The organism is Labilithrix sp., from assembly GCA_019637155.1.
GTDB lineage: Bacteria > Myxococcota_A > Polyangia > Polyangiales > Polyangiaceae > Labilithrix.
The window spans coordinates 233,735-252,042 of record JAHBWE010000004.1; the positions used below are offsets into that span (position 1 = coordinate 233,735).

The window sequence follows — 18,308 nt, forward strand, 5'->3', positions numbered from 1 at the left end:
TCCCACGCCCTCCGGATCGATCACGCGCGCGCGATCGACTGATCGACTTTAGTTAGATAATTAGGCAGCGATTCGGGGCGAGCTCAATACGGGAAAACTCGTAGGGAGGCGGTGCTACCAGACGACGAAGGGTCGGGTCCCTTCGCCCGAGCTGGCCGAACCGATTCAAGGACTTTGATATCCGTCCGCCGCGATTAGGCACCATAGGCAATTTCTTGCACGCCGAAGAGTTGGTGCAGCTCCGGAGCCGCGTTCTCGGCGGCGGACGCCGTCGACGCAACGGCGGCGGAGGAGCCACGCGAGCGCGCCGGTGTAGAGCCGATCGAGGAGGCCGTCGCGGCGTGGCCCATGATGCGGACGGTGCCTCACGGCATGAGGCACTTGGGTTGGCCAATCTCGTTGGATTGTGAGTGGGCGTTGTTTCGTCAGGCCCGCCGCCGTCGCCAGCTGATGGCGAGGATGCCCGCCAGCGCGAGCTCGAAGGCTCCCCGGATCGGGCTTGCGGTGGCGGACACCGAGCAGCCGGACGAGTCATCCTCGGCGGATGAGCCGTCACGGGCGTCCTTCTCGTCGAGGATGTCGAGGCAGGCTCTTGCCGCCTCGTCGTAGCAGGCGTTGCTCGCCTCCAGGCAGCCCGGGCACTTGATCTGCGCCGTGCCGCCGTCGACCACGAGGTACGTGGTGCATTGATCCTGGTAGGCCACGGTGCACATCTCGATCTCGCAGTAGTGCTTGTCGCTCCCGATCGTGTTGACGGGCTTGCAGTTCCCGCCAGCGCTGGACGATCCACCGGAGCTGGACGAGCCACTTTCAGGGGCGCTGGTCCCGCGGCAGCTGCGCGCGGCCGCGCTCGCGCAGCCGCCGACGTCGGTGCAGGACTCGCACGTGAAGCGGCCGGCGCTCGACCTGTAGAAGGCCTCGCATGTGCCGGCATCGATGCAGTATTCGACCGTGCAGCCCTCGCCGACGGTCGTCGATGAGCACTCGAAGGCGGCGGAGGCCGTCCCCGCCCAGAGCAGGATGGCGACGCAGGTGGAGACGGCGGCGATGCGAGCGAAGAAGAGAGTCCAGACGCGTTCAGTCCGGCGCTCGAGCAATTTTCTTGCACGCATACCCGACACAAGCAGTCGCGATGGCTGCTTGGCTTGAGCTCGAAGTTGCTTTTTCACTATAGCTACTAACTTCATTCTTCCGCCCCTTCAGGATCGCGATGGCCTCCGTGAGCTCGAAGAGCGCGCAGCATCGGTCCAACCTATCGAGCCGCGCCGTCATGCCCATCCGTAGGAACCCGTAGGCGTGCGCTTTTCCGAGCGGCAGGTCTGCCGCGCTCAGGGCAGGGCACTTCGTTGGGAAGCTCGCAGAAGGTTCACGGTGACTTCCATATCTGTCCGCCGCGACCAGGCACCATAGGCAATTCCTTGCTCAGTGCGTGAGCACGCGAACCGCGCCGAGGAGCGCGGCGGCGACCGTCTCCGTGCGGAGGACGAAGCGTCCGAGCGAGACCGCGACGAAGCCCGCCGCCCCCGCAACGTCGATCTCCTCACGCGTGAGGCCGCCCTCGGGGCCGATCGCGAATGCGATCGACGCGCCGCTCGCGACCGACGGCGCGAGGAGCGGGCCGAGCGCGTCGGGCGCGTGCGGATCGAGGCAGAAGCGCGCGTCGCACGTGGCGGCGCGCGTGAGGGCGGCGGGCCAGTCGAGCACGCCCTCGATCGCGGGCGGATCGGCGCGGCCGCACTGGCGCGCCGCCTGCTCCGCGACGCGCTCCCAGCGCGCACGTTTCGCCTCCGCGCGCTCGGCGTCCGCCTTCACGATCGAGCGCTCCGAGCGCGCCACGAGCACGCGCGTGGCGCCGAGCTCGGTCGCGTCGCGCACGACGCCGTCGACCTTGTCGCCCTTCGCGAGCGCGTAGACGAGGACGAGGTCGCGCTCGGCGACGACCGCGGCGGCGCGGAGCTCCGCGATGCGCGCGGTCCTCTCGTCGGCGAGGACCGCGTCGGCCTCCATCCGCGTGACGGGATCGAACGCGACGAACGCGTCGCCCGCGCGGAGCCTCCGCACCTTCACGAGGTAACGCGCGGTCTCGGGCGCGATCGTCGTCACGCCGCTCGCGAGCCCCGCGATCGGCGCGCGGATCACGGCGCGGTCCGGCGCAGCGCGAGGAGCGTCCACTCGCCGAGCGACGGCGAGGACAGGACCTCGAAGCCCGGGTAGGCCGCGCGGACCTCGTCCGCCTGCGGGACGAGGACGCCGGACAGGAAGAGGAGCCCGCGCGGCGCGACGTGGCGCGCGATCTCGCCCGCGAGCGGGACGAGCACCTTCGCCTCGATGTTCGCGACGACGACGGGCGAGATCAGCGTCACGTCGGCGATGTCGGTCGTGCTCGCGTCGACGCGATCGGCGAGCCCGTTCCGCGCGGCGTTCTCCTTCGTCACCTCGATCGACTCCGGGTCGACGTCGACCGCGACCGCGTCCTTCGCGCCGAGCACGAGCGCGACGAGCGCGAGGACGCCGCTCCCGCACCCGACGTCGAGCACGGTGACGCCGGCGAGCTCCTTCGCGTGCTCGGCGAGCGCGCGCGCGACGAGGCGCGTGGTCTCGTGGAGGCCGGTCCCGAAGGCGCGGCCGGGCTCGAGCTCGAGGACCGCCTCGCCCTCCTTCGCCGTGTAGCTCTCCCACGGCGGCCGCACGACGACGCCAGGCGCGATCGCGAACGGCCGGTAGTGCTCCTTCCACGCGTCGCGCCACGCGTCGCCGACGATCTCCTCGTAGCGCCCCGCGAGCTCGTGCTCGGCGAGCGAGGCGATCGCCTCTTCCGCCTCCGCGCGCGACGTGAACGAAGCGACGAGCGTGACCTTGTCGCTCGCGGCCGACTTCGCGAGCGTGCCGGCGTCTCGCTCCTCGACCCCCGCCGCGCCGAGCTCGAAGAGGAGGCCGCCGATCTCGTCGGCTTGCTCGGGCGCGACGTCGACGTGGACGTAGGGGTAACGCGGTTCGCTCATCGTCTCTCTACTCTCACCAGCGCAGCGTCGCGGTGGACCAATCGAGGTGCGCGCCGTGACGCGGCTTCGGCGCGGTGAAGTAGAGGACGGTCCCGCCCGCGAGGAGCGCGGCGCCGACGACGAAGAAGAGCGTCGAGATCGTCGCGCGGCTGCTCGCCTCCTGGATCAGCTCGTCGCCCGCCGGCGTGCACGCGGCCGCGTTGCACTTCGCTTCGCCGGCGTCGTTCGAGCTCATCGCGAGGAGCCCGAACACGGTGCCGCCGATCAGCGCGCCCGCGCCCGCGCCCGCCGCGACGACGCCCACGAGCCGCTGCGTGCGTCCGGTGTCGTCCTCCACCGCGAGCGCGCCCGTCGGCTCGAGCGGCGGCACCTCGACCGTGGCCTCTGCCCCCGGCGCGATCGTCACCTTCGTCGACCAGCTCGCCGCGCCCGGCGCGCTCGCGTGGATCTCGTGCTCGCCCGGATCGACCGGCACGCCCACGCCGAGCTCCGACGACGACACGACCGCGCCGTCGCGCAACAGCTCGAGGTTCGGCGGCGCGGAGGGGGACGCCGTCAACGTGAGGCGCGCGATCTTCGGCTCCAGCTTCGAGGCGTGCTCGAGCGCGCTCGCCTCGGCGTCGCTCTTGCCCGCCGCCGCCGCGCGCGAGGCCGCGCTGCGGTACGCCACCCACGCGCTCGCGAAGCGTCCGGCGCGCTCGTGGCATTCGCCGAGCGCGAGGAGCGTGCCCCCGCTCGGCGCGAGCTCCTGGCTCTTCGCTAGCTTCGAGCACGCCTCGTCGAGGTGCCCCGCGTCGAGCGCGCGGACGCCCTCGTCGAAGAGCAGCATCGCGGCGGCGACGCGGTTCGGGTCCTCCGCGCGCGCGGACGCCGCGACCGCGAGGAGCGCGACGGTGAGCAGCATGGAGCGCGCTGTCGATCGTCCGCTCATGCCGCGGACGCGAGGCTATCACCAGTCGGTGCGCTTGCGGGTAGGCAGGCCCTTCGTGCTCGGCGCCGAGGTGGAGGGGCGTGCGAGAGGACGCGACGATCGCGGTGGCGGTGTCACCGCGGCCGGCTCGGGCTCGGGCTCGGGCTCCGCGCTCGGCGGCGTGACCCCCTCCGCGTTCGTGACCGTTGCGATTGTCGTCACCGCCGGCGCGACCGCGGCCGGGACGGGGGCGCTCTCGAGGGAGAGCGCGGCGGCGGGAGGCATCGACGAGACGTCGGCGTCGCCGTGCCCGCGCGCGACGATGATCGCGAAGGTGCCGCCGACGACGACGAGCGCCGCCGCGGCGGCCGCGACGAGCGGTCCGCGGCCCGCGAGCGGAGGACGCGCCGGCACGCCGGCCGGACGATCGACCGCGTGCGAGAGCGCGTCGATGAGCTGCACCACGTTCTGGTAGCGCTGGTTCGGATCCTTCTGCAGGCAGCGCCGGACGATCGCCTTCACCTCGGCCGGCACGTCGTCGTCGAGCGGCGCCGGCTCGGCGTGGAGGATGCTCGCGAAGATCTCGTGGAGCGCGTCTCCCCCGAACGCGTCGCGTCCGCTGATGAGCTCGTGCAGGACGACGCCGAGCGACCAGATGTCGGTGCGTACGTCGATCGTCTTGTCGGCGCACACCTGCTCCGGCGACATGAAGCCGGGCGAGCCCATCACCTCCTTGTCGGCCGTGATCGCGCGCTCCACCTTCGTCTCCACCGCCGCGAGCGTCTTCGAGATGCCGAAGTCGAGCACCTTCACGATCGGCGCGCCGTCGCGCGAGCGCGTGAGGAACAGGTTCGCGGGCTTGATGTCACGATGGACGATCTTGAGCGCGTGGGCCTCGGCGAGGCCGCGCGCGGCCTGGCGCACGAAGTCGACCGCCTCGTCGACCGGGAGGCGCTTCTTGGCCTCCATCAACGTCGCGAGATCGACGCCGTCGAGCCGCTCCATCACGATGAACGGGAGCTCCATCCCCGCCGCCGTCTGCGTCGTGCCGACGTCGGAGATGCGCGCGACGTTTTCGGAGCGGAGCTTCGCCGCGGCGCGCGCCTCGGTGAGGAAGCGCTTCACCGCGTCGGGATCGGCCGCCCGACCGGGGAGCAGCACCTTGATCGCGATCGGCGCGTCGAGCTCGACGTGCGTGCCGGCGAGGACGACCGCCATCCCGCCCTGCCCGAGGACCTGATCGACGCGGTATTTCCCCGCGAGCACCTCCCCGAACTGAATGGGGAGCGAACCCTCGGGGACGGGGATCCGCGGCGGGTGGAATGAGGGTGACACTCCGGGGAGAAGTCTATCGGCCGTCGTCCCTCCACGCCAGAGCGCGCGTCAGCCGTCGCAATCGTTCTCGCGCGGCTTGCACTCGGTGGGGTCTTCGCAGCAGACACCTTCGAGGCAAGCCTTGCCGAGACCGGACGGGCCGAACGGGCACTCGACCTCGCAGGTCGTCACCTTGTCGGTGCAGCGCGCGAGATCCTTGTCGTTGGAGCCGCAGCTGTTGTTGCTGCACTGGAAGATGCACGCCGCCGACTCGCAGGTCGTGCCTCGGCAGTCCCCGTTCTGGCACGCGAAGGTGCAGGAGCGGCCTCCGCGGCACGTGACGTCCTTGCACGAGAGCGCTCCGATCCCGCATTCGACGCGGCAGTCGACGCCCTCCGGGCACGCGAAGACGGTGCTCTTCGTGCACTTCGCCGGCCCGCAGCGGAACACGCATTCACCGTTCACGCACTCGCCGTCGCCGCAGCCGGTCCCGCACTCGCCCGGCGTCCCGCCCGCCTCGCCCGGCTCTCCCGACGAGCTGCTGCCGCTGCTCGACGTCGACGAGGTCGAGCTCGGGGAAGGGGACGCCGCGTCGAGGTCGTCGACGACCGGGCGATCGGTGTCGATGCCGAGGACCGCGCCGCACGCAGGGGCGATCACGAGCCCGGCGAGCATCGTGATCGACGTGGTCGCGAAGCGCCGCACGAGCTGGAGCGTAGCTCACCCCGCCGCGCGCGTCGGCTCGAACCACGTGCGTCGCGCGGGGACCGAGACGAGCCTGGTCCGGCGACTGGCCAGCCCGCGCGGGATGCGCTCGCCGGGGGCGAGGACGAGCGCGGTGAGCTGGCCGCCGTAGACGCAGCCGGTGTCGAGGCCCGTCGCCCACGCGTGGAGCTGGAGGCGCGGCGCGGCGTTGTGCCCGAAGACGACGTGCGGCGGCCCGGCGTAGCGCGTACCCCAGAGGACGTGCGCCTTCTTCGCTAACGGGACCGTGCGGATCCGCATGAGCGTCGCCGGGTTTTGCTGCTCGAAGGGGAGCGCGGGATCGAGCCCCGCGTGCACGACGCGGAGGTCGTGCTCCGGGAAGTCGAGCGAGACGGGCGTGGCGCGCAGCACCGACCAGTCGATCGGGCGCAGCGCCCGCGCGAGCTCGCGATGGAGCTTGCCGATCTCGACCCGCGGGGCGGGCGCGCCGCGGATCCACTGCGCGCGCGCGTCGTCCCACTCGATGAGCTTCTGCTCGTGGTTGCCGCGCACGACCAGCGCGCCGGTCGCGCGGACGACGTCGAGCACGCCGAGCGAGTCGGGGCCGCGGGCGACGAGGTCGCCGACGAAGACGAGGCGGTCGCCGCTCGCGAACGCGACGCGGTCGAGCAGGTCGTGGAGCTCGCCGGCGCAGCCGTGGACGTCGCCGACGACGATGGTGCGGCCGGTGTGGGGAGCTAGAGCCGCCACATCTTCTCGTCGTCGAGCTTGGCGCGCTTCGGGATCACGACGATGCCGCCCTCCGAGACGAAGAACCGCTTTTTATCGGCTTCCACGTTGAAACCGACTTCCACGCCAGCCGGTACTTCGACGTCCTTGTCGATGATGCAGCGCCGCAGCTTCGCGTTGCGGCCGACGCGGACGCGCTCGTAGAGGATGCTCTCCTCGATCTCGGCGAACGAGTTCACGCGGCACCCGACGCTGAGGACGCTGCGGTGGATGCGGCCGCCGGAGATGATGCAGCCGTGGCTGACCATCGAGTCGGTCGCGATGCCGACGCGCGCGTGCGCCTCGTCGCGGAACACGAACTTCGCGGGCGGGTGGTGCGTCACGCCGGTGCGGATCGGCCAGCGCTCGTTGTACAGGTTGAAGAGCGGGTGGATCGCGATGAGGTCGAGCTGCGCCTCCCAGTACGCCTCGATGCTCCCGACGTCGCGCCAGTAGCCGATCGCGCGGTCGTCCTCGCCCGGGACGCGGTTCGTCGCGAAGTCGTAGGCGTAGATGTCCTGTCCGTCGGACACCATGCGCGGGAGGATGTCGTGCCCGAAGTCGTGTTTGCTCGACTCGACCGCGGCGTCGCGGTTGAGCTCGTGGATGAGGTCGTCGGTGCGGAAGACGTAGTTGCCCATCGACGCGAGGCACATCTCCGTGCTGCCCGGCATGGTCGGCGGGTTCTTCACCTTCTCGTGGAACGCGACGATGCGCCCGTCCTTGTCGACCTCGAGGACGCCGAAGTCGGTCGCCTCTTTCTTCGGGACCGGGATCGCCGCGACCGTCGCGGCGGCGTTCCGCGCGATGTGCGCCGAGATCATCTGGCGGACGTCCATCTTGTAGACGTGGTCGCCGCCGAAGATGCACACGATCTCCGGCTTCTCGTCGGTGATGACGTGCTGGCACTGGTAGACCGCGTCGGCCGAGCCCTTGAACCAGGAGAGGCCGGTGCGCTGCTGGGCGGGGATCGCCTCGATGTACTGATCGAGCAGCGGCGACAGACGCCACACGCGCGCGATGTGCTCTTCGAGCGACGCGCTCTTGTACTGCGTGAGCACCTTGATGCGCGTGAGCCCGGAGTTGACGAAGTTCGAGAGGACGATGTCGATGATGCGATAGCGCCCCGCGAACGGGACGGCGGGTTTCGCGCGATCGAGCGTGAGCGGGTAGAGGCGTTTGCCCTCGCCGCCTGCGAGGACCATCACGAGGACCTGACTCGGATCGAAGTGCGGGCTCGCCGTCGGCATGAGAGGAGCCCAAGATAAGGCAATCCGTGCGCGCCGGAGTAGAATCGTGCGGTGGTCCCGGTTCCGGCCGCTGGCGATCCCTCCGCTGTGCTCGCTGCCGCAGCGCAGGCCGTCCTGCGCGGGGCCTCCGGCGCGATGGCGACGGTGCTCGCGCGCCACGGCTCGGCGCCGGGAACGCCGGGGCAGAAGCTCTACCTCGCGGTGGACGGCACCTGCATCGGCACGGTGGGCGGGGGCGCGGTCGAGCACGAGGTCCTCCAGGCGCTCGTCGCGCTGGCGAAAGATCCCGCGGCGAAGCACGAGGTCCGGACCTTCAAGCTCGGCGCCGAGCTCGGCATGTGCTGCGGCGGGCGGCTCGAGGTGCTGCTCGAGCCGATCGCGGGCCTCGTGCCGACCCTCATCGCCGGCGGCGGCCACGTCGCGACCGCGCTCGCGCCGATCCTGGCGAAGGTCGGCTTCGCGGTCACCGTCGTCGACGAACGCGACGCCTGGGGCGAGGACCGCCGCATCGCGGGGGTGACGTGCGTGACGGGGGACTTCGACGACGCCGGGAAGGCGATCGATCCACGCGGCGCCTGCCTGGTCATGACGCACGATCACGCCCTCGACCAGCGGGTCATCGAGTGGGCCCTCGGCCGCGGCTTCGCGTTCGTCGGCGGCGTGGGCAGCCGCGCCAAGGCGGAGCGCACGCGCCAGCGCCTCGAGGTGAAGGGCTTCGCGAAGGACGATCGCGAGCGCGTCCGCATGCCCCTCGGCGCCGCGATCGGGGCCCGAACGCCGGACGAGATCGCGATCGCGATCGCGGCGGAGATGATCGCCTGGCGCAAGGGTGTGATCCCGCACCGCTCAGAATGATCCACAAATTTCATAGGGTTACGCGAGAGCCGCGGGAGCGAGGGCTTGGCTCCATCGTTGCTTACATCGCCTTACATAATGCTTGGACGGACGATCCTTGGTCTTACGTTGCTCTTCGCAGCTCCGCTCGCCGCTTGCGCCGACGACGCGCACGAGGTCACGGCTTCGGACGCGAGCGAGATCCGAGAGCTCACCGAAGCGGAGGTGCTCGCCGACCTCGACGCGCTCGGCACGCAGATCCGGACGAGCTACGGCCTCCTCGATTTCAAGAAGGCCCGCTTCGGCTTCGACCTCGACGCGGAGCTCGCGGCCGCGCGGACGAAGATCCTCGCCGCGACGACGGAGGGCGATCGCCTTCGGCCGTTCTACGAGCTCCTCGCGAAGCTGAAGGACGGCCACGTGAGCCTGTCGTTCACGATGCGCGCGACCTCGACGACCGAGCACTCGATCCCGATGTGGCTGACGCCGATCGGCGAGGACTACTACGTCTCGTACGACGCGAGCGGGCTGCTCGTCGGCGACCGCCTCGTCTCGATCGACGGCAAGACGGCGCACGAGCTCGAGCAGCTCCTCCTCCCGCTCTGCGAGATCGGCACGCTCGAGAGCTCGCGTCACCGCGTCGCGAACCTGATGAGCACGCGGCCCTTCTACGCCGGGCCCGAGCTCCAGCCCCACGGCGCGGCGGCGATCGTCGTCGTCGAGCGCGACGGTGTGAACGTGCGGCTCGAGCTTTCGTGGGGTAGGAAATCCGGCGGAACGACGGGGCTCGTTCGACCGCCGCTCGCCTCGACTCCGCCGGTTCCGGGCGCGTCGGACGGGACCGCGCTCGCCCTCGAGCACATCCTCGGATCCGGACCGGAGGGATCGAGGTGGCAGAGCGGGGCGGCGGAGCCTTGGTTCTTGACGCCCACGACGGCGAAGGACCTCGGGATCGCGCCGGTTACTCCCCGCCCCGAGACGCTCGCGAAGTACGGCGCCCCGACCGACTTCGGCGAGGCGCTGCAGCTCGGCGCGTACCGCTACACCTTCGAGGGCAAGAACGTCCTCCTCCTGCGGATCCCGACCTTCAACCTGCGGTCGGCGGCGTACGACGAGCACGTCGCGTGGGTGAGCGCGCTCCTCGACGACACGAACGCGGACGCGAGCACGGACGTCGTCGTCATCGACACCTCGCACAACCCGGGCGGGAAGTTCTTCTACGTCGAGGGCCTCATCAGCATGTTCCTCACGAAGCCGATCCCGAACGAGCTGATCGCCGAGCGCGCCAACCGCTCCCTCGTTCAGAGGTACGTGGGGCACGCGAACAGCGCGGCGTCGGATCTCGACGCGTACACCGTCTGGCGCGCGCGGCTGAGCGGCATCGAGGCGGCGAACGATCGTGGCGACCTGCTCGCGCCGTTCACGCCGGGTTGGGGCGCGATCATGGGGCCCACCGTCCCGCGCCGCGGCCTGGTCGCGACGGGAGAGCCGACGCTCTCTCCGCATCCGCTCGTCACGTGGAAGGGTCCGATCCTCGTCCTCCAGGACGAGCTGGCGGGATCGTGCGGCGACGTCTTCCCCGCCCTCATGCAGAACGGCGGCGTCGCGAAGACCTTCGGCGCGCGGACGGCGGGCATGGGTGGGCCGCGCGGCGACTACACCCTCCCCGTCTCGAACGCCTACCTCGCGCTGACGAGCGGCCTCTTCGGCCCCGCCGACGGCGAGGGCGGCATCGAGAACATCGAGAACGACGGCGTCGTCCCCGACTACCCGCGCGCGCTCACGCCGGCGGATCTCCGGAACGGCTACGTCGACTACGTCCGCGACTTCAGCAAGGTCGCGGTTGGTCTCGCGCCGTCTCGCTGAGGGCGTATCATCGGCGGCATGTCTCGCTCGTCCTCCATCGAGCTCGTCGTGAACGGCCTCTCCGTCACGGCCGAGGGCTTCACCCCGCACACGACGCTCCTGCAATGGCTCCGCGCGACGGGGCGCACCGGGACGAAGGAGGGATGCGCGGAGGGCGACTGCGGCGCGTGCACGGTCGCGCTGGTGGAGGAGGACGCGAAGGGCGACAGGACGTTCCGCGCCGTGAACGCGTGCATCACGCTCCTGCCGATGGTGGCGGGGCGCGAGATCGTCACGGTGGAGGGGGTCGCCGAGCCGGAGGGACTGCACCCGGTGCAGACCGCGATGGTGCAGCGCTACGGATCCCAGTGCGGCTACTGCACGCCCGGCTTCGTCGTCTCGATGTTCGAGGCGTACTACCGGAAGGACCTCGGCGACGATCCGCGCGCGAAGATCGGCGATCAGCTCAACGGCAACCTGTGCCGCTGCACCGGCTACCGCCCCATCCGCGACGCGATGCTCGACGCGCTCGAGGCGAAGAAGGGGCGCGCCGGGCGCGAGGACCTCTTCCAGCTCCGGCTCAAGAAGAGCGAGGTCGCGCCTCGCGCCGTCGACTACGAGGCCGGCGGCGAGACGTTCCTCCGGCCGACGTCGCTCGCGGCGCTCCTGGCGCTGAAGGCGGAGCACGGCGCGAGGGCGGAGCTGGTCGCGGGCGCGACCGAGATCGGCGTCTACATCAACAAAGCGCACCGCCGCTATCCGCTCCTGGTCTCGACCGACGGCGTGCGGGAGCTCGCCGCGATCGAGAAAAACGACAAAGTCTGGCGCATCGGCGGGAACGCCACCCTCACGTCGATCGAGGAGGCGCTCGCCGGCGAATATCCCTTCCTCGACAAGATGCTCTGGGCCTTTGCGTCGCGGCAAATCCGTAATCGCGCCACGCTCGCCGGCAACATCGTCACCGCGTCGCCGATCGGCGACATGCCGCCGATCCTCCTCGCGCTCGACGCCGACGTCGTGCTCGAGAAGCAGGGCGCCACGCGCACGGTGCCGATCGCGGAGTTCTTCCTCGGCTATCGAAAGCCGGCGATCCTGCCGGACGAGGTCGTGCGCTGGATCGTATTCCCGCGTAACGCGAAGTCGCCGTCGCGAAAGATGGATTCGTACAAGGTCAGCAAGCGGCGCGAGCTCGACATCAGCATCACCGCGGCGGCCTTCGTCGTCGACGTCGAGGCGGAGAAGATCACGCACGCGCGCCTCGCGTTCGGCGGCGTCGCGGCGACGCCCGCGCGCGCGAAGAAGACGGAGGCCTTCCTCGTCGGGAAGAAGTGGGACGCCGCCACGCTCGCCGGCGCGTGCGAGGTCCTCGCGACGGAGTTCACGCCGCTCGACGACCACCGCTCGGGCGCGGCCTACCGGCGCGACCTCATCGTCTCGCTCTTCGAGAAGTTCTGGAGCGGCGACACCTCGAACCCGGTCGACGAGCAGCTCGTCTTCGAGCCGCGCGGCGGCGGAGCGCACGCCTGCGACGACGCCTCGCGCGGCCAGGCGCACGAGAGCGCGGTCGGTCACGTCACCGGCGGCGCGCTCTACGTCGACGACGTCGCGCACCGGCGCGAGATGCTGGAGCTCTGGCCGGTGACGTCGCCGCACGCGCGCGCGCGCGTCGTCTCGCTCGACACGTCGGCGGCGGCGAAGGAGCCGGGCGTCGTCGCGGTCCTCACCGCCGCGGACGTGCCGGGCATGAACGACGTCGGGGCGGTGCGCCACGACGAGCCGCTCTTCGCCGCGGTCGGGGGCGAGGCCTCGTACCACGGGCACGTCGTCGCGATCGTGGTCGGCACGTCGTACGAGGCCTGCCGCCTCGCGGGGGCGAAGGTGAAGGTCGAGTACGAGCCGCTCCCCGCCGTCGTCGGCGTGCGGGAGGCGATCGCGAAGGAGAGCTACCACACGCAGCCGCACGTCATCCGGCGCGGCGACTGCGACGGCGCGCTCACCCGCGCGAAGCACCGGCTCGACGGCGACATCGAGATCGGCGGGCAGGAGCACTTCTACCTCGAGTCGCACGCCGCGTGGGCGGAGGCGGGGGAGGACGGCGAGGTGTTCGTCGCGTCGTCGACGCAGCATCCGTCCGAGGTGCAGGCCGTCGTCTCGCACGTGCTCGACGTCCCGCGGAACAAGGTGACGGTGCAGTCGCCGCGCATGGGCGGCGGGTTCGGCGGGAAGGAGACGCAGGGCAACACCTGGTCGTCCTACGCCGCCCTCGCGTCGGTGAAGACGAAGCGCCCCGTGCGCGTGCAGCTCGACCGCGACCTCGACATGACGCTCACCGGCAAGCGCCACCCGTTCCACGCGAAGTTCGAGATCGGCTTCGACGACGACGGCCGCATCCAGGCCGCGCGCGTCGCGCTCACGGCCGACGGCGGCTGGGCGCTCGACCTCTCGGAGTCGATCGCGGACCGCGGCCTCTTCCACCTCGACAATGCCTATTATCTCCCGAACGTCGATTTCCAGAGCCGCGTCGCGAAGACGAACGTGACCTCGCACACGGCGTTCCGCGGCTTCGGCGGCCCGCAGGGGATGGTCGTCATCGAGGAGGTGATGGACCGCGTCGCGCGCCGACTGGGCATTTCGCCGGAGACGGTGCGGGAGCGGAACCTCTATCGCGGCAAGGGCGAGACCAACACTACCCACTACGGGCAAGAGCTCGCCGACCAGCGCATCCCGGAGATCTGGTCGCGCCTCGTCGCGTCGTCGAAGCTCGTCGAGCGCCGCAAGTCCGTCGCGGCGTTCAACGCGGCGTCGGCCGGCACGAAGCGCGGATTGGCCATTACGCCGGTGAAGTTCGGTATCTCCTTCACCGCGACGTGGCTGAACCAGGCCGGCGCGCTCGTCCTGATTTACCGCGACGGCACGGTGCAGGTGAACCACGGCGGCACGGAGATGGGGCAGGGCCTTTATACGAAGATGCTCGGCGTCGCGATGCGCGAGCTCGGCGTTCCGGCGTCGCTCATCCGCGTGATGAAGACGCAGACGGACAAGGTGCCGAACACGTCGGCGACGGCGGCGTCGAGCGGCGCCGACCTCAACGGCCAGGCGGTGAAGAACGCGTGCGAGCAGCTGAAGGAGCGCCTCTCCGCCGTCGCGGCGGAGCTCTTGACGAGCGAGTCCTCCGTCCTCGTCCCGCCCGGCGCGGTGCTCTTCGAAGACGGCAAGTGCCGCGCCCCGCAGGCGCCGGGCGCGGAGGTCGATTGGGCGCGCGTCGTCGACCGCGCGTACATGAAGCAGATCCAGCTCTCGGCCTCGGGCTTCTACCGCACGCCCGGCATCGGCTACGACCGCTCGAAGGGCCGCGGAAAGCCCTTTTACTATTTCGCATACGGCGCGGCTGTGACCGAAGTCGAGGTCGACGGCTACACGGGAATGAAGCGCGTGCGCGCGGTCGACATCCTCCACGACGTCGGGGAGTCTTTGAACCCGGGCGTCGACCGCGGCCAGATCGAGGGCGCGTTCGTCCAGGGAATGGGGTGGCTCACGGGGGAGGAGCTGAAGTGGAACAAGGACGGCAAGCTCCTCACCCACTCGGCGAGCACGTACCAGATCCCCGCGATCGGCGACACGCCGGAGCGCTTCGACGTCGAGCTCCTCGCGCACGCGGCGCAGCCGGGCGTCATCCACGGGAGCAAGGCGGTAGGCGAGCCCCCGCTCATGCTCGCGATCAGCGTACGCGAAGCCATCCGCGACGCAGTCGCGGCTTTCGGCGCCCCCGGCGGCGAGGTCCCCCTCCGCTGCCCCGCCACCCACGAAGCCATCCGCGCCGCCATCAAGACCCGCCTCGACACACAAACGGTCTCCCGCGCCGCGGAGTAGCCACTCAACGTCGGGGGCTTCGCCCCCGACACCCCTACCCCAGACACGGCCCTCGCGCGTTGCGCTCGGGGCGCTTCGCGCCCGCTTGCGCGGCCGCTTCTGGGGCCCCGTTCGCTGCTGCGGGCTTGCTTGCGCGCGGGGGCATGCCACTCGCCGGCCGCTGTGCCGCTTCTGGTGTCCCGTTCGCCGCTGGGGGCTTGCTTGCGCGCGGGGCATGCCACTCGCCGGCCGCTGCGGCCGCTTCTGGTGCCCCGTTCGCCAGCCGCTGGGCTTGCTTGCGTGGCCGCTTCTGGTGCCGGTTCGCAGACTCATGGGGCCAGCAGAAGCAGTTTTTCGCAGGGTCATGGGGCCACCCCTTTCGCAGCATGAAGGGGCCACCGGGCGAAGGAGGCTTGAGAGGATTTTCGCAGGCTCATGGGGCCACCCCTGATCCGTTTTTCGCAGGGTCATGGGGCCACCCGGGGTGATCGACCTGGAGTGAATCGGATTCGCTCCCGACGACGGCGCCGGTCGCCGTCGGGAGGAATCGATGCCCTACCGGGAGCTCACCATGATCGCTCATGCGGCGTGCTCGCTAGTGCGTGCTCGCTGGTGCTGCGCCTCATGCTTCGCGACTGATGTGGCGGCCGCTTCTGGGCGGCCTGAGTTACTTCGGCTCGGCGGCGCCGGTTGCGGTGCATTTGTATTCGCCGCCGACGATGAAGGCGCGGCGGCAGATCACGGTCCAGTGACCTTTGCCCTCGATGTCGTATTCGCCGCGCATCTGGAGCATTCCGCGTTCGCCGTGGAAGCTGTCGAGCTTGCACTTGTCTCCGCAGCCGGCCGCGGTCTTCGCGGTCTGCAGCGCTTGCGCGCGGACGGGTGCGTCGTCGACGAGCAGGTTCGCGTAGATCGCGCAGAGACAGAGCACGAAGAGCGTGGCCGTGAACCACTGAAAGATGCGGCGCTTCATCGCTCGTCAGGACATCACAGATGATCGACGTAGCCTTCCTTCTTGGCTTTCCCCGGCTTGGGCGCGGCCGGCTTCACGGGCGCGGGCGCGGGGGCGGCGACGGCGGGCGCGGCGACGGCGGTGGGCGTGGCGGCCGCGGGCTCTCGTGTCGGCGCCTCGGGGGTCGGCTCCTTCGCGATCGGCTCTTTCGCGGTCGGTGTCTCGGGTATCGGCGCCTCTGGGCTCGGTGCCTCGAGGGTCGGCTCCTTCGCGGTGGGAGCGTTCGCGCTCGCGGTCGGCGTCTCGGGGCTCGGCTCCTCGACCGACGCGGCGACGGAAGGGAGCGCCGTGCCGGGGCCGGGCCGAAGGAGCCTGAGGCCGCCGAAGACGACGAGCCCGACGAGGACCAGGAACCCGCCGATCGCGACGACGGCGCCGAGGGCCGAAGCGCGCGGCGGCCGCGGCGTCGTGCCGTTGACGGTACTGTACGTCCCCGGCGACGTGTCGGCGCGCGCCGCTGGCGACGGCGAGGAGAGCGTCGGCCCGCTCGGCGGGACGCGCGGCGACATGGGCGCGACGGAGACCGCCTCCGCAGCGCGCGGCGACGCGGGCGCGACGGAGACCGCGTCCGCCGCCGCCGCCGCCGCCATCGTCGTCGGCGCGAGCGCGTTCGTTGGCGTGAGCGGCGCGCCGTGCATGAGCGGCGTCTTCGGCGCCTCCGTGGGCGCGATCCCTCCGGCTCCGGCGCGCGGTTGCGCGCCGACCTGAAGGAGGAGGTGCTCGATCTCGTTGCTCGTGTCGGCCGGCATCGCCGCGAGGGCGTGCCGCAACCGGCGCGCGATCTCGCCGGCGGTCGGGCGTTTCTCCGGCGTCTGCTCGAGGGCGGCGGCGACGGTGTCGACGAGGTCGGCGCCGAGCTCGCTCGGCAGGGCGGGCGCCGGCTTGAAGCAGCGTGTCAGTCCGACGCCGGCGTCGTCGTCGAATGGCCCGCGACCGGCGAGGAGCTCGTAGAGGACGAGGCCGGCGGCGTACACGTCGCTCGCGGGCGCCGGGCGGCTGCCCTGCATCTGCTCGGGCGCGGCGTAGTAGAGCGTGCCGACGAAGCCGCCGGTCTTGGTGATGCGATCGCGCGAGGCCTTTCCGTCCCCGTCGACGATGTGGACGATCCCGAAGTCGAGCACCTTCGTCGCGATGCCGGTGGCTTGCTGCGCGAGGAACACGTTCTCCGGCTTGATGTCGCGATGGACGATGCCGCGCTGGTGCACGTGCTCGAGCGCGTCGAGGACGTCGATGACGATGCGGAGCGCATGCGAGGGCCCGATCGCGCCCTGCTGCATCGCGTGACGAAGGTCCATGCCTTCGAGCTTCTCCATGATGAAGTAGCTCGTCCCGTCCGGCATCGTTCCGACGTCGTGCACCTGCACGATGTTGGGATGGTTGATCTTCCCGAGGACGTCGGCCTCGCGCTCCATCCGCTTCTGCACGCCCTCTTCGCCGCGGACCTGCTCGAGGATCACCTTCGCGACGTAGTGCTTCTTCAGCCGGACGTGCTGAACCTCGTAGACCACACCCATGCCACCAGCGCCGAGCTCTCGCACGACCTGGTAAGGCGTCCCCACCATCATCTGACCGGCACGAAGAGCGGCCATCCGACCGCTCAAGATAGCAGCTTTCCCCGAATTCGCGCCGCATATGGTCTGGGCGATGCGATGGCGCCCAGGTACCGGAAGACGCGGCACCAACCCCGCCTCGCCCCGACATCGAGAAGGGCCCCAAAACACCCCACGCAAGCGCTCGCGAAGCGACTCACAGCGCCGCGCCGCGCCGGGCAGTGCAGCGGACGCGGCGCCAGCGAGCGGGGACGGTTCGGGCGACGATGGCGAGATGATCCGCGCCGGTGCGGATCATTGGTGTGCTCGCGACGGCCACTCTGACCAGCTAGCGAAGGGGCCCCAGAAGCGGCCGCGCAAGCGGGCGCGAAGCGCCCCGAGCGCTCCGCGCGAGGGCCGTGTCTGGGGTGGGGGTGTCGGGGGCAAAGCCCCCGACGTTGAGAGCGCCCCAGAAGCGGCCGCGCAAGCGGCCGCGAAGCGCCCCGAGCGCAAAGCGCGAGGGCCGTGTCTGGGGTGGGGGTGTCGGGGGCAAAGCCCCCGACGTTGAGAAAACTCATGTGAGCTCGGCGTCGGCGCGGCGTGCGGGTGGGGTGACGCGTGCGAGCTGATCGCCGGTTGCGTTCAGGATCGCGGAGTCGCCTTGGCCGTGGACTGCGAGATCGCGGCCGCGTCCCCAGTTCGCGGCGACGATCGCGAGGTGATGCTCGCGCGCGAGGCGCTCGAGGCGGCGGAGGCGCGTGGAGACCTGCTCGACCCACGCGCTCGGGAACAGCAAAACGTCGGCGCGATCGAGCGCGCCGGCCGCGTCGTCGGCGAGGAAGTGCACGTCGTAGCAACACGCGATCGTGACCGTGCGCCCGGCGATCGTGAACAGCGGATAGGGCTCGCGTCCGGCGCTGGCCCACGTCTCCGGGATCCATGGGTGGCGCTTCCTGTACGTCGCCACGTGGCGGCCGGTCGGGGCGAAGCCGATTGTTGTGTTGTACATGTGTCCGCCCTCGGCGAGGACGAGCGGGCCGAAGAGGTGCGTGTGGTGCTTGCGCGCGAGGTCCGCGAGCGCCTGCGCGGTCGCCCCGTCGAGCGGCTCGGCGAAGCGCGTGAGGTCGAAGTCGAGCGCGGGCGAGACGTAGCCGGTGAGCGAGGTCTCGGGGAGAAGGACGAGGTCGGTCGCCGGTCCGGCCGCGAGGATCGCGTCGACCTCGGCGAGCGCCCGCTCGGGCTCGCCCCAGGTGGCGGGTAGCTCGACGACCGTGACGCGCACGACTCACG

The 18,308-nt window shown here is 70.8% G+C and carries 14 protein-coding genes; 3 read left to right on the forward strand and 11 right to left on the reverse strand.

Annotation, left to right across the window (positions count from 1 at the left end):
* Nucleotides 1-425 precede the first annotated feature (425 nt).
* The 8 genes from KF837_09595 to glgC all read right to left on the reverse strand — a co-directional run bounded on the left by KF837_09595 (nucleotide 426) and on the right by glgC (nucleotide 7,904).
* Nucleotides 426-1,097: a hypothetical protein gene (locus KF837_09595; protein ID MBX3227557.1), complete on the reverse strand. Its 672-nt coding sequence runs from the start codon at nucleotides 1,095-1,097 to the stop codon at nucleotides 426-428.
* A 325-nt stretch (nucleotides 1,098-1,422) separates the two neighbouring features.
* Nucleotides 1,423-2,139, reverse strand: a complete 717-nt coding sequence (locus KF837_09600; protein ID MBX3227558.1) for a 16S rRNA (uracil(1498)-N(3))-methyltransferase — start codon at nucleotides 2,137-2,139, stop codon at nucleotides 1,423-1,425.
* Nucleotides 2,136-3,002, reverse strand: a complete 867-nt coding sequence (locus KF837_09605; GenBank protein MBX3227559.1) for a 50S ribosomal protein L11 methyltransferase — start codon at nucleotides 3,000-3,002, stop codon at nucleotides 2,136-2,138. The genes KF837_09600 and KF837_09605 overlap by 4 nt, the downstream gene beginning before the upstream one ends.
* A gap of 13 nt (nucleotides 3,003-3,015) precedes the next feature.
* On the reverse strand, nucleotides 3,016-3,906 hold the full coding sequence (locus KF837_09610; protein ID MBX3227560.1) for a hypothetical protein: 891 nt from the start codon (nucleotides 3,904-3,906) through the stop codon (nucleotides 3,016-3,018).
* A gap of 45 nt (nucleotides 3,907-3,951) precedes the next feature.
* Nucleotides 3,952-5,247, reverse strand: coding sequence for a serine/threonine protein kinase (locus tag KF837_09615; protein MBX3227561.1), 1,296 nt, complete (start codon nucleotides 5,245-5,247; stop codon nucleotides 3,952-3,954).
* 48 nt (nucleotides 5,248-5,295) lie between these two features.
* On the reverse strand, nucleotides 5,296-5,931 hold the full coding sequence (locus KF837_09620; protein ID MBX3227562.1) for a hypothetical protein: 636 nt from the start codon (nucleotides 5,929-5,931) through the stop codon (nucleotides 5,296-5,298).
* A 15-nt stretch (nucleotides 5,932-5,946) separates the two neighbouring features.
* Nucleotides 5,947-6,681, reverse strand: coding sequence for a serine/threonine protein phosphatase (locus tag KF837_09625; protein MBX3227563.1), 735 nt, complete (start codon nucleotides 6,679-6,681; stop codon nucleotides 5,947-5,949).
* Complete coding sequence (glgC, locus tag KF837_09630) at nucleotides 6,669-7,904, reverse strand: glucose-1-phosphate adenylyltransferase (protein ID MBX3227564.1); 1,236 nt, start codon at nucleotides 7,902-7,904, stop codon at nucleotides 6,669-6,671. Before glgC ends, KF837_09625 begins: the two co-directional genes overlap by 13 nt.
* A gap of 132 nt (nucleotides 7,905-8,036) precedes the next feature.
* Between glgC and KF837_09635 the strand changes: the two genes are divergently transcribed.
* The 3 genes from KF837_09635 (at nucleotide 8,037) to xdhB (ending at nucleotide 14,498) form a co-directional block, all read left to right on the forward strand.
* Nucleotides 8,037-8,804 carry an XdhC family protein gene (locus KF837_09635; protein ID MBX3227565.1) on the forward strand — a complete coding sequence of 256 codons (768 nt, stop codon included), beginning with the start codon at nucleotides 8,037-8,039 and terminating at the stop codon, nucleotides 8,802-8,804.
* A gap of 108 nt (nucleotides 8,805-8,912) precedes the next feature.
* The gene (locus KF837_09640) at nucleotides 8,913-10,649 is read left to right on the forward strand and encodes a hypothetical protein (protein MBX3227566.1); all 1,737 of its coding nucleotides are present in this window, start codon (nucleotides 8,913-8,915) and stop codon (nucleotides 10,647-10,649) included.
* 18 nt (nucleotides 10,650-10,667) lie between these two features.
* Complete coding sequence (gene xdhB, locus KF837_09645) at nucleotides 10,668-14,498, forward strand: xanthine dehydrogenase molybdopterin binding subunit (protein ID MBX3227567.1); 3,831 nt, start codon at nucleotides 10,668-10,670, stop codon at nucleotides 14,496-14,498.
* 646 nt (nucleotides 14,499-15,144) lie between these two features.
* On the opposite strand, the gene KF837_09650 is transcribed toward xdhB, so the two are convergent.
* The 3 genes from KF837_09650 to KF837_09660 all read right to left on the reverse strand — a co-directional run bounded on the left by KF837_09650 (nucleotide 15,145) and on the right by KF837_09660 (nucleotide 18,300).
* Nucleotides 15,145-15,450: a hypothetical protein gene (locus KF837_09650; GenBank protein MBX3227568.1), complete on the reverse strand. Its 306-nt coding sequence runs from the start codon at nucleotides 15,448-15,450 to the stop codon at nucleotides 15,145-15,147.
* A 14-nt stretch (nucleotides 15,451-15,464) separates the two neighbouring features.
* Nucleotides 15,465-17,078, reverse strand: coding sequence for a protein kinase (locus KF837_09655; GenBank protein ID MBX3227569.1), 1,614 nt, complete (start codon nucleotides 17,076-17,078; stop codon nucleotides 15,465-15,467).
* A gap of 514 nt (nucleotides 17,079-17,592) precedes the next feature.
* Nucleotides 17,593-18,300, reverse strand: a complete 708-nt coding sequence (locus KF837_09660) for a carbon-nitrogen hydrolase family protein (GenBank protein ID MBX3227570.1) — start codon at nucleotides 18,298-18,300, stop codon at nucleotides 17,593-17,595.
* Nucleotides 18,301-18,308 lie beyond the last annotated feature (8 nt).

Bases quoted from the DNA above. Each gene is read 5' to 3' on its own strand.
- KF837_09605 (MBX3227559.1), bottom strand. From the start codon at position 3,002: ATGAGCGAACCGCGTTACCCCTACGTCCACGTCGACGTCGCGCCCGAG.
- KF837_09610 (MBX3227560.1), bottom strand. From the start codon at position 3,906: ATGCTGCTCACCGTCGCGCTCCTCGCGGTCGCGGCGTCCGCGCGCGCG.
- KF837_09650 (MBX3227568.1), bottom strand. From the start codon at position 15,450: ATGAAGCGCCGCATCTTTCAGTGGTTCACGGCCACGCTCTTCGTGCTC.
- glgC (MBX3227564.1), bottom strand. From the start codon at position 7,904: ATGGTCCTCGCAGGCGGCGAGGGCAAACGCCTCTACCCGCTCACGCTC.
- KF837_09655 (MBX3227569.1), bottom strand. From the start codon at position 17,078: ATGGCCGCTCTTCGTGCCGGTCAGATGATGGTGGGGACGCCTTACCAG.
- xdhB (MBX3227567.1), top strand. From the start codon at position 10,668: ATGTCTCGCTCGTCCTCCATCGAGCTCGTCGTGAACGGCCTCTCCGTC.